Consider the following 12,411-nt stretch of genomic DNA (forward strand, 5'->3'; position numbering starts at 1 on the left):
TCCCTGAAATACTGCTCCCCTTTGGTTGCAAAAATCTCCGTGATCGACATGCGAGTCATCGCCTCAATCTTTTTGTCGGTGTCGATGAAAGGCAGCCCTAGTCTTCGCGCAAGATGTGGGCCGATAGTGGATTTGCCGGAGCTGGGCATGCCGACGAGCACGATCGGCCGGCCGTCGAGGGCAGCGACAACTTCCTTTGCAGTCGGTGATCGCTCGGGCGTCGCGGTCTGTTGGGCAGATCGCAACCCGAGGGTTGCGCCGACGCCAGCTGTCCGCGCCCCTTCGATCGAAAAGTGGGGAATGTTTCTGACACCCTCCGGTATCGCAACTTCTTTGCAGACCTCGCGCACGCGCTGGGTGAGCTGCTCCATCTTACGGGGATCCGGTGCATCGCCTCTGCGCCGTCGCTGGAGTTCCTTGTACGTGTCGTGATTGGCAATTTTGGCCTTGTAGCTGCCCGGCGTATGGAACTCCGCCTCGAATCGGTAGCCATCCGGCGTGGCGAGCACAGTCTTCATGCCGACAAACGTCGGAGCGCTCATCCTGAACCAGTTGGTTGTGCTGATTTCGGCGTAGCCTTGCTCCTCAAACGCCAGAATGCCTTTCGTGAAGGCACGTGCAAAATCCTTGTCGGGCACTTCGAAGACATGGCGCACGGCGCTGCTGATCAGCAGTGAGGCGCCTTCGGGGGCATCATTCACCTCCATGAGTTGGTCTCTGAGGGAGCTTTCCGATCTTAACCGACGGTCGAGATGGGGCATCTTCACATCGATGCCCAACAGCTCAAGGTCCTTGGCAACCTGACGTGCTGCTACAGTGATCTCCTTCTCTTCGGCTGCGGCGCGCGCGACCTCGATTTGGGCGCGCTCTGAAGCCTGCTCGCGAGTTAGCGTCAACGTGATGGCAGAAGCCTCGGCAGGCTGTCGGCCAAAGCCAGGCAGAATCCCTTTCTCCGCAGCAAGATGAATAGAGGCCTCCATGATTGAAGCTGCCAATGTGGGATTGTCCTTCAGATCCTCCAGGGTCGTGTCGACATTGAACCGTCCGTGGTTGAGGGTCGCCGCCATGCTCTTGACATAGGGCACGGACTTCAGGCCTGGCGTCTGCTGCAGGAGCCCCTGGAGCCATTCGCTTTTCTTCATGAAGAGCTGGACACTCGTGTCGGACTTGAAGGCGTCCGTTCCGACCTTGATCCCGAGGCTCAGAAGATTGCTCGCGCTTTGCACGAGGTCATCGGCAATGTACCCATCCGGCCGCGGAGTGATGCGCGGAGGATAGTGGTCGAGCAAGGACTGGATGCGGTCGCGTGGGTGAGCGGCTGCCGGATAAGTCTCCGCCAGGCTTGGGAAAAGCTCCGCAAGCGCTGGGCTCACAGTCAGTTTAGTGTCGCTCACGCTTTCGGATGTTTCGGGCAGCATCTGCTCAGCTGTGCTCGCTGCCCACGCCTCGAGGTCGTTGACGAGCAACTCGGCAATTTCGTGGGCGACTGCATGGTCTGCAAGCTTGATCTCGGGCCTCGCTCTATCGAGCATGTGCTCGACATCCTGGGCGCTCACCTGCTCCTTGGTCAGCAATTGACGGATGTCGCGCTGAAGTTCGTGATGAAACCCCTCGTAAGTTCCAAAAACCGCGCGCTCAGCAAACCAACGCCGTGCTTGATGGGATTGCGCCAGAAAGCTCCGCTGCAGGCCGCTATAAATTTCCAACGCGTTCCGCGTCGCCGCGAGGATCTGGCTGGCACGACTGAATTGGTAATTGTTGCCCTCGATCGCCGGGGTATACGACTTCGGCGGCTTGAGCGAGCGAACTCCGCGAGCTTGTTCCTTCTCATCGAACTGGCGAACATGCTCATACAGCTGCGGCCGATCGCCGATGATAACGACGGTATCCCCGTCGAAGTCGCCGTCGAGCTTTTTCTGCTCGCCGGTCGGGACTGCAACCAACGACCCCGGAGCGAACACTTCGGTCGCCTGCAGGATACCCACACAGTCGACCGGCGTGTCTACGTTTGCACGGTCTTTGCGCTCGGTCCAGCTCGAATGGCACTTGACGTCTTCGGCCGACATCACCAGCCCGCGGTCCGCGTAGTTGGCCGGCCACATCCCATCCGGCACCACGATCAGAATGCCTTTGGCAAAGAAGCTCGGGTCGTGGGCCGCCAGCTCCTCCTGCGACTTCTGGGCGACACTGAAACTGTATTGCATGGCCACGCATCTATCGAGGAATGCCGCAGTCGGATCCCCGTCAGCTGCCGACCTGACTCGCTCGGCGGCGAGTGGGCGAAGGTTAGGCTTGTCATAGGGAGATCGCCCGATCAGCACGCCCCCCGTTCCCGTTAACGTCTCACTCTTGCACTTCGGCACATGGAGGTAATCATCACTGGACGGGACGGCAACGCCACCGGGAGCATCGATGTGGCCTGCCGTCACCATGCGAAACAGCTGCTCGCCTATCAGGCTTTCCCCTCCTCTGCTGTCCAGCCAGCTCTTGGCCTTTTCGCGAGCCTCGTCGGCCACCTGCTCACTGCGCGGATAATGTTGCAACGCCGAGGCAGGAACGGACGATCTCCTTCCCTCACCATAGGCCGGCATTCGATCGGGGCCTTCCTGGGGGCCGGCCCGGCGAATAGCGAGCATACGTTCGGCGAGCGAGGCCTTGATAAAGCCACAGCCATCATGCGGTCGCAAAGCAATCGGGCCTTCCGGTCCAGTCAATTTGAACGGATGCTCCTCGTTGGTAGGGCGGTCTGGCGTCAGCAACAGCTTGAAGGCGCCCTCCAGCGCGTAATCGTGAGGGCCCAGATCCTTGATTGCGGGTGGCGCCGCAAACCCCCTGCGCTGAGTGTACCAATAGGCTTCCTTGAACGGGGCCCAGGCCCGCAACAGCTTCTCGAATGACGTCCCCGGCGCGGTTTCGGCATAGGGAATGGCGAGCAGTTTTCCCCCCGAAGACGGTGCTGCCGGTCCGCCTGGAGTATGGGCGGCGATTTCGAGCACGGTCGGTCTTGGTGCTTTCAACTTGCTGCCGCCGAACAGGTCCATGCGGTACGGCACCCCCTTGTAGGTGAGCGTGCGCGCCAGCATGAGGGCGCTCGGCTTTGCCGGCAGCTGGACGGCGACCACCTCGATCGCGCCTGAGGTCAGCCGATGAAAAACCGAGTATCGTGTCTCGGACTCTGTGGCCAGTGGCCGTCCTTGCATGTCCACCACCGGCAACCGCATCAGACCCGCTTCGCCCTGTGGGGGCCTCGGCTCGTGATCCATGGCTCGCAATACCTCGTGGACATCGAATGTGGACGCAGGATATTTGTCCCGGATCGTTGCCGCGTTTTGCTCGACGAATGTGTCGAGCGCATCGACCGGGCTCTCCGCCTCGATCTGTGCGATCAGGTTCCAGCTCATGTTGGAAAGATCGCCCTGGATGAGGTCGCGCGTGCCGGCCAGGATCTCTTTGGTACCGTGCCGCAGCTCTTGCTGCCTCTTCCGCAAATCGGCCTTCTTGCCCTCGATAACCGGTCGCTTGAACATGTTCGCCAGGACTGCACGAGCCTTGAGCATCTGATAGATCGAGAGGGCAGGATTGCGACTCGCGCGCGGCCCACGGATGCGCTCTGCCGCGCTTGTATTGAAGTGCGCCTCGATCTTTTGCTCCACGACCGGCTGGAGATCGTTCAGCAAGTGGAGAGCCACTCTGCGGTGCCAGCGCAGGTGCGGGCTGCGCGCCAGCGGCACCAGCGCGGCACAGAGATTGCCCATGGTTTCGAGGTTATTCTCAGCGGCAAAACCAGGGGCACGATGCAATTCGTTGAGCCGATCCAACCCGGTCGAGGCGAGCGAGCCAAGATCTTCGAATAGTCGAGCCTTCGCCAAGGCCTTGAAAATGCTGGCGATGGTCCGAACATCGCTCTGCTCCAGCCGATCATTGTCGTAGTGAAGGTGATGGGCCAGCTGATGCAAGCGATCCTTCAGCAGAGCGGTCTCTGTGATCTCGCCCGCCTCCTCTCCTCTCACGATACTTCGCCCCAGGGCATTGGCGATCATGCCGAACTGAGGCGTCGTGAAGGTACCGAAGCGTTGGCCTGCGCGGCCTAGTCCGCGTGCGACATCCACCAGCGCCCGGTGACACGCTGCGTCGTCGGGCCACTTGCTGAAGCCATTTATCAGATGTGCCATTTGCTGCGGCGTGAAATCGGAGAGCGCGCGGCGACCGACCTCACCCGCGATCACGGCCGCGGCTTGGCAAGTGTCCGGGTCTTCCGACCACTTGCTGAATCCGTTCACCAGATTCGCCAGCGCCTGCTGAGTAAAATGGGAGAGTTGATCGCCACGGCGACGGACCTCGCGAGCGATTGCGACCGTCGCTTGGCCCGTGAATGCTTCTTCGGGCCATTTGCTGAAACCGTTCGCCAGGTTCGCCAGCGCCTGCGGGTCAAAACGCAAGAGCTGGGACGGCACCTGACCTGCGATTGCGACGGCAGCCTCGCGACAGCCCACCGCGTCCGGCCATTTGCTGAAGCCGTTCACCAGCTTCGCCAGCTCCTGCGGGTTAAAACGCAAGAGCTGGGACGGCACCTGACCTGCGATTGCGACGGCAGCCTCGCGACAGCCCGCCGCGTCCGGCCATTTGCTGAAACCGTTCACCAGGTTCGCCAGGTGCTGCGGGGCAAAACGCAAGAGCTGGGATGGCACCTGACCCGCGATTGCGACGGCAGCCTCGCGACACTCCACCGCGTCCGGCCATTTGCTGAAACCGTTCACTAGGTTCGTCAGGTGCTGCGGGACAAAACGCAAGAGCTTGGCCGGCACCCTACCTGCGATTGCGACGGCAGCCTCGCGACAGCCCACCACGTCCGGCCATTTGCTGAAACCGTTCACCAGATTCGCCAGCGCCTGCGGATCAAAACGCAAGAGCTGGGACGGCACCTGACCTGCGATTGCGACGGCAGCCTCGCGACAGCCCGCGGCGTCCGGCCATTTGCTGAAACTGTTCACCAGGTTCGCCAGCGCCTGCGGGTCAAAACGCAAGAGCTGGGACGGCACCTGACCTGCGATTGCGACGGCAGCCTCGCGACAGCCCGCCGCGTCCGGCCATTTGCTGAAACCGTTCACCAGATTCGCCAGCGCCTGCGGATCAAAACGCAAGAGCTGGGACGGCACCTGACCTGCGATTGCGACGGCAGCCTCGCGACAGCCCGCGGCGTCCGGCCATTTGCTGAAACTGTTCACCAGGTTCGCCAGCGCCTGCGGGGCAAAACGCGAGAGCTGCGACGGCACCTCACCGGCGATTGCGACGGCAGCCTCGCGACAGCCCGCCGCGTCCGGCCATTTGCTGAAACCGTTCACCAGGTTCGCAAGGTGCTGCAGGTCAAAACGCAAGAGCTTGGCCGGCACCTCACCGGCAATTGCGACGGCAGCCTCGCGACACTCCACCGCGTCCGGCCATTTGCTGAAACCGTTCACCAGATTCGCCAGGTGCTGCGGTTCAAAACGCAAGAGCTTAGACGGCACCTCACCGGCGATTGCGACGGCAGCGTGGCGACAGCTCGCCGCGTCCGGCCATTTGCTGAAACCGTTCACGAGGTTCGCCAGTTCCTGCGGGGCAAAACGCAAGAGCTTTGACGGCACCTCACCGGCGATTGCGACGGCCGCCTCGCGACAGCCCACCGCGTCCGGCCATTTGCTGAAGCCGTTCACCAGGTTCGAAAGCGCCTGCGGAGCAAAACGCGCGAGCTGGGACGGCACCTCACCGGCGATTGCGACGGCAGCCTCGCGACAGTCCGACGCGCCCGGCCATTTGCTGAAACCGTTCACCAGGTTCGAAAGCGCCTGCGGGTCAAAACGCGAGAGCTGGGACGGCACCTCACCGGCGATGGCGACGGCAGCCTCGCGACAGCTCGCCGCCGAGGAATGTCGGCCGAACGATAATGCGAACAGAGAAAGAGCGATGGGATCAATTTGCTTCATAAGCGCCTTGTCGAGGCGCGACATCCGAACCGCTAAGGCCTGGCAAGCTCTTGTGCCGGCCTCCCCTCCAGCTTCCCGGCTCACCACATTGCATGTCGTGGCGTACCCCCACGAGAACCGGATATTTTCCTCCAACTGCGGCACAAATCGAGCATCGAAACGGGCAGCTGCGGTTTGCAGAAAGTCTGATAGATCCTGCCTTCCCAGCTGCTTGCTGTAACGTACAACTGCGCGTGAGAAAACGCTGATGTCGCGAGCGCTGGCGATTTCCCTCAAGGCGGCATTTAGTTCATCCGAACGTCTAGAATGCCTTTCCGGTATTCCAACTTGGACGTTCTGCAGGGCAGCATTGTCGACATGCGACCTTCCGGTTCGGCCGCTTCGGTCAGAGATGGATTGGCCATACGGCGCCAGCCTGCCTGTTTGCGGGCGGTCAGTGGTCCGATCGGCGCGTTGCCGGTCACCATCCGAAGCCGATGGAGTAATTTCCAGATTGGCTGCGCCACGATAAGTTCCACGGGCTCGCTCCGAGCTCCCAGGCTGGAATGGTTGCGCAGGCGCATCGGCGACGTACCACCTTCCTGGTCTGCCACTTCCCTCAGACACGGACTGCGTATCCAGTGGGGGTCTGCTCGCGTGCGAGCTTTCAGCCTCTCGATCGTCGCGCCAGAGCTCCTCGCCACTTTGACGCGAGAAACCCTCATCTCGCCTTGGTCTCCCATGGTACGTTCCATAAGGCCGTTGCAGGCCCGGGGTTTGGACATTCTGGATGCGTCCCCCTTCTGGTCCACCCCCCCCGTGCGACGGGAGAGGGCGTCCTAGCGAGCTTTCCGCCTCTGGATCGTCATGCCGCAGTTCCCCATCAGTTCGCGACGAGCCGGATTCCGGCAAGGAGCGCAAACGACGACGACTTCCACCGATTGCGCCCTGCAGCGCGGCCCCAAGGAGCCGATGTGCGCCGGCGGAGGGAGCGGCAAATCGGCCTGCACCGCTGTCGCGCTGCATGCTGCGAGAATCCGAAGGACCTGAATCCTCAAGCTCGGAACGCATCCGATCCACAATGGAACTGAACGATCGCCCCTCTTCACCAGGAACACAAGCCGGTCCAGCGCTCGAACCGTCAGCGCCTCGACCTTCAGCGGCACCAAATTCCGAAATGGGCGACTTGTCGTCCTCGTCAATGCGTCTCATTATCTTTATCCAATGTACCTGGATGCCCTGCCCTGACGAGTGCGACAGCCACTTGTCGGCTCGACCGCTATCCTCGTGGTCTGATGACTACCGAATGGGTTCGCCGAATCAGCGACCGCCAAACACGCGAAGCTCTTTGAATTGCATGCTCCCCTTTAGGCACAAGAGACTTCGAGCTCGCGGTGAACGCAAGCGGAGCCAAGTACGTCCCTTTTCGCTGCCCATTTGCTGACCGATCGCCGCGATTCCTGCGCCCTTCGATTGCCCATCGGCAACGCGACAGGCGTATTGAAGACTGACAATGATGTGCCCATTCCGATCACCTAGAGGCTGGCTCGCGATCAGTATCGTGTATGGTGCAGTCGAGCGACGGACAGCAAGCGCAACTCCGATTAGGGCCCGCAAACCGAAAGTAGAACATAGTACAAAAGAAAACGGTTGCTTCATTCGTCAGTGCTTTCGCGGGCACGTCTGCGCGGACTGTACAACTTGACGCAGGGTCCGATTCAAGCTCTGCGCTCTATGTCGCGTGAGTGGCACTCCTGAACTTTCGTCGCTCTTCCGTCATAGGCTTTGCGGCGACGCGCACCCGAGCCAAGCTCGACTCTGGAGGCCTCCCAATCCTTGGCGAGACGTTGGCATGGCTCAACCGCTGCCGACGTCTCGCCAAGGATTGGGAGGCTTCCGTCAACGAGCTATGCGGGAAGCTGGGTGATGACGGACTGAGATAGGCGGTCGTCCGTGAAGATCGGCTAAGCAATTGAGCTAGAATCGCATTTGTCGTTGCGGACTGTTTTGCGATTGCAGGATTTTGAAGCTTCGGGCATCGGAACCTTGCAATTTCATTTTCAGGATTCCGTCGAATCGCCAGTCATGATTCCGTCGGCGCATCGGAGGTGGCGATGCGACCGAAGAAGCACAGGACGACGGGATCGGGCGATCTGTTCCGGGCCAGGCTGGACCAAATCATCAATATGAAGCACGAGCTGGTTCAACTCGCCGGCAAGGTCGATTGGGACTGGATCGACGGCGAGATCGCGCCGCTCTATAGCGAGAACGGTCGGCCGGGCATCGCGACCCGCTTCATGATCGGGCTGCTGTTGCTCAAGCACATTTACGGCCTGTCCGATGAGGGGCTGTGCGAGCGCTGGGTCCACGACCCGTATTTCCAGTACTTCACCGGCGAAGAGTTCTTTCAGCACGCGTTCCCGCACGAGCGCTCGGACCTGAGCCACTGGCGCAAGCGGCTCGGCGACAAGCTGGAACTGTTGCTGGCCGAGAGTTTGCGGGTGGCGCACGAGACCGGCGCGTTACGCAGCCAAGACCTCAAGCGGGTCACGGTCGATACCACCGTGCAGCCGAAGGCCATCACCTTCCCGACCGATGCCAAGCTGCTGCACGCGGCGATCAAGGGGCTCAACCGCCTGGCGAGGAAGCACGGGGTCAAGCTGCGACAATCCTATCTTCGCATTGCCAAGGCCGCGGCAATGATGGCTTCCCGCTACGCCCATGCCAAGCAATTCAAGCGGCATCAGCGGCAGTTGCGCATCCTGCGTAGCCGACTGGGCCGGATCATCCGCGACATCCGCCGCAAGATCGAAGGGCAGGAAGCGCTCGAGAACGCGTTCGCACTGCCGCTCAGCCGGGCCACGCAGATCCGTTCGCAGCAGCAGCGCCAGCGCGGCTGGAAGCTGTATTCCTTCCATGCTCCGGAGGTGGAGTGCATCGGCAAGGGTAAGGCCAGCGCTCCTTACGAGTTCGGGGTGAAGGCCTCCATCGTCACCAACAACCGCCGTGCTCCTGGGGGCCTGTTCGTGCTGCACGCCAAGGCGCTGCCCGATAACCCCTACGACGGTCACACCTTGCGGGACGCCATCGACCGCACCGAGACACTCACCGGCTGTGCGATCGAGCGCGCCTATGTCGACAAGGGATACCGCGGCCACGACGCGCAAGATCCCCGTCGCGTCTTCATCTCCGGCCAGAAGCGCGGCGTCTTCGGTGTCATCAAGCGCGAGCTGCGCCGCCGCTCCGCCATCGAGCCCATCATCGGACACCTGAAGGCCGAAGGTCACCTCGGCCGCTGCTACCTCAAGGGCCGCCAGGAGACGCCGCCAACGTCGTCCTCTCAGCCATGGGCCACAACTTCCGCCGCATCCTCGCCTGGCTCAGGAAGCTCTTGCGCTTCATCCTGATCGCTCTTTGGCCCGCCTTCGCAACCCCAGTCGCCCTCGACCCCGCTTGTTAACGGACGACTATGTACGCGGCGAGTTTCTGGTCGATCTCATCAAAGGCCAGGCGGATAAGGAAGCGACTACGCGTCTGGCTGACAAGGTCGCGGCGCTGACTGGTATCGACCAAGCGGTCAGTCGTAGGCTCGCCGGTCGCTTCGAAGTCGCCGAGTTCCGCCGCGAGTTCGACCGTAAGAACCGCAAGTTGATCGGCCGGTATGATGCATCTGTGCGTGGCCTCGATCCATATCCGGAGTCCGATTTCCAACTTTCCGGCGATCCCTCTGGCGATACGCTGGTGGCGCCTCTGACCAGCGCCACTGTCGATCTCCTCACACGCAAACTAAGCTGGCGGCCGGACGGCTCCTATGAACTGGGCAACCCCAAGGTCATGGAGGCTTGGGATTTCGGCCGCAGCCCTCCGGAGTCAGTTTCGGAGCTGCGGCAAATCCTGGCAACGGACCGGAACATGAAATTGCTAGTCTAGTCGCGCACGGGCTGTTTGACCTCGCCACGCCGTATTTCGGATCACAAATCGTGCTCGATCAATTGCCGCCATCTGCCTCCACTCCGCGCATCAAACTTGTGGTCTTTCCGGGCGGCCACATGTTCTATTCACGAGACGCCTCGCGGCAAGCTTTTCGCGCGGAAGTCGAAGTGATGATGAAGTAACGCCGCCGACGGACTCGGTAACAAGCAACCTGGCGTTCGCGCAAACATCCACGATTTCTCAAAATGCGGATGGAATCCTAGCCCCGCTCCGATCATCAGACGCCTTCGTCTTCAATCAGGTATGGCTCGAGGCCAGTTTCGTGTGTGAACCAGGTATCTCTCAATGGCTTCCAACATGACCCCGTGTTGTGGAACGTAATCGCAGCGTTCCAAGCACAATGCGGCGCCCGATACCGATGGGAGCAGCTCGTCAGGCGCATGAAAAAAAGTCAACGACTTGGTGTGTCGATTGAGCCCTGGCGACCTCATCTAGAGGGCCGGAAAGATCGTGCGTGATGGTCGGTACACTGGAACTACCAGTGGCTGGTCACAGTGATTTTGACGGCTTGATATCGAGCCAGCTTAGGATCGGCAATTTTTCTGGCGGCAAAAGGAGCGGCTCGTTCAGATCATGGGAACCGCAGCGCCCAGCGAGCTGTGCAAATGTTAACGACGTGCAGGACATCGTCCCCGGCGCGATGATGAAGTAGGCGCCGCTCCCTGTATCACCTTTCGACCTCGGGAACGCGATCGTTCCCGAGGTGTTGCGTTCAGCGATCGTCGACGATGCATTTCGACCAGAAAAGATCGCTCCGAGAAAATGTCTCAAGCGTTATCTGCTTTTACGTAGCTGCGCCGGGCGCGCAAACGTTTGGTAAGGAGAAGGCAGTTCTCCTGCACTCATTTTGTTCTCGAATCCTCGAGCGGTCGAATCTTACTTGCGCATCATCGTCGACGTGATTTCAGCCGCGCAGGAACAAACCACGCATTTCGTTTTGAAGAAGAGAATACCGCTTTCCCGGACTGGGCAAAAAAGAGTTTGGCTTGGACTCGCTCGCCCGCAATTTCTCTGAGACACTTGATCGTCAGCCGATGGTGCTTGCGAGGGGAAATTCTAATGATTTGCACCGACGTCTTCGACGAAATCAACGCCTGCGCATTGCGAACGTCGTGTCGCACGATCTGCTGTTGACGCACTGGTCGTGCGTCGCGGATCGGAATTGCTGACCGCTCCGACCTTTCAAAAACATCCGAACTGACAAATTGTCAGTCGGTCATTTACCAACCCGCTGTCCCGCGCAGCGTGAATGCATCCTGCTGCCACCTCCCGTGGCGCGCGTCGTCACATCGCAACCGAATGAGGACATTCGAATGACCGCCAGCAATGATCCGATCAAGTTCGCCTATTGGGTGCCCAACGTCTCGGGCGGCTTGGTCATCAGCAAGATCGAGCAGCGAACCGGCTGGGACATCGACTACAACCGCCGCCTGGCGCAGATCGCAGAGCAGAGCGGCTTCGACTATGCGCTGAGCCAGATCCGCTTCACCGCCGGCTACGGCGCCGAGTTCCAGCACGAGCCGGTCGCCTTCAGCCACGCTTTGCTCGCCGCAACCACTAAGCTGAAGGTGATCGCGGCGCTGCTGCCCGGACCGTGGAATCCGGCGGTCGCAGCCAAGCAGATCGCGACCATCAGCCAGCTCACCGAGGGCCGCGTTGCCGTCAACATCGTCAGCGGCTGGTTCCGCGGCGAGTTCACCGCGATCGGCGAGCCCTGGCTCGATCACGACGAGCGCTACCGCCGTTCCGAGGAATTCATCCGCGCGCTGCGCGGAATCTGGACCCAGGACAATTTCACGTTCCGTGGCGATTTCTACCGCTTCTCCGACTACACGCTGAAGCCGAAACCTGCGCATCCATTGCCCGAGATTTTCCAGGGCGGCAGCTCGCGCGCCGCGCGCGACATGGCCGCGCGGGTGTCGGACTGGTACTTCACCAACGGCAATTCGGTGGCGGAGATCAAGAAGCAGGTCGACGACATCAGGGCGAAGGCGCGCGCCAACAATCACTCGGTCAAGATCGGCGTCAATGCCTTTGCCATCGGGCGCGATAGCGAGGTCGAGGCCCGCGCCGTGCTCGACGAGATCATCGTCAAGGCCGATCCGGAGGCGGTCAATGCGTTCGGACATGAGGTGAAGAATGCCGGCAAGGCTTCGCCGGAGGGCCAGGGCAATTGGGCGCAATCCAGCTTCGAGGATCTCGTCCAGTACAATGACGGCTTCAAGACCAATCTGATCGGCACGCCGGAACAGATCGCCGAGCGCATCGTCGCGCTCAAGGAGGTCGGCGTCGATCTCGTGCTGCTCGGCTTCCTGCACTTCCAGGAGGAGGTCGAATATTTCGGCCGCCGGGTCATTCCGCTGGTCCGTGCGCTGGAGGCGAAAACCGCCGCGCACGCCCAGGCCGCCGAATGATAGGGAGCCTTTCGACGTGACGGCGATGGCAACGAATGCTGACGTCCTTGCGCTGGAGGCGG

At 60.9% G+C, this 12,411-nt stretch carries 4 protein-coding genes and 2 pseudogenes; 3 read left to right on the top strand and 3 right to left on the bottom strand.

Features of this window, described 5'->3' with window-relative positions:
- Together xopAD and ACVW1B_RS00010 are read right to left on the bottom strand one after the other, a co-directional pair.
- The coding region (gene xopAD, locus ACVW1B_RS00005; protein ID WP_456821161.1) for a XopAD/skwp family type III secretion system effector at positions 1-5,987 on the bottom strand (5,987 nt) is incomplete at its 3' end.
- 260 nt (positions 5,988-6,247) lie between these two features.
- Positions 6,248-6,481 carry a hypothetical protein gene (locus ACVW1B_RS00010; protein ID WP_141713294.1) on the bottom strand — a complete coding sequence of 78 codons (234 nt, stop codon included), beginning with the start codon at positions 6,479-6,481 and terminating at the stop codon, positions 6,248-6,250.
- A 1,575-nt stretch (positions 6,482-8,056) separates the two neighbouring features.
- Between ACVW1B_RS00010 and ACVW1B_RS00015 the strand changes: the two are divergent.
- Positions 8,057-9,402, top strand: a pseudogene (locus tag ACVW1B_RS00015) (IS5 family transposase).
- Positions 9,403-9,410: 8 nt separating this feature from the next.
- A pseudogene (locus ACVW1B_RS00020) lies at positions 9,411-10,057 on the top strand (peptidase S10); the annotation flags it as partial.
- Positions 10,058-10,424: 367 nt separating this feature from the next.
- Here ACVW1B_RS00020 and ACVW1B_RS00025 read toward each other — a convergent pair.
- Positions 10,425-10,706 carry a hypothetical protein gene (locus ACVW1B_RS00025; protein ID WP_141713299.1) on the bottom strand — a complete coding sequence of 94 codons (282 nt, stop codon included), beginning with the start codon at positions 10,704-10,706 and terminating at the stop codon, positions 10,425-10,427.
- A 542-nt stretch (positions 10,707-11,248) separates the two neighbouring features.
- On the opposite strand from ACVW1B_RS00025, the gene sfnG reads away from it, so the two are divergent.
- Positions 11,249-12,349 (top strand): dimethylsulfone monooxygenase SfnG, encoded by a 1,101-nt coding sequence (sfnG, locus tag ACVW1B_RS00030; protein WP_069276313.1) that lies wholly within the window; start codon positions 11,249-11,251, stop codon positions 12,347-12,349.
- The last annotated feature ends 62 nt before the right edge of the window (positions 12,350-12,411 follow it).

This window comes from Bradyrhizobium sp. USDA 4502, from assembly GCF_054063355.1.

Coding starts and splice junctions, on each gene's coding strand:
- sfnG (WP_069276313.1), top strand. CDS start 11,249: ATGACCGCCAGCAATGATCCGATCAAGTTCGCCTATTGGGTGCCCAAC.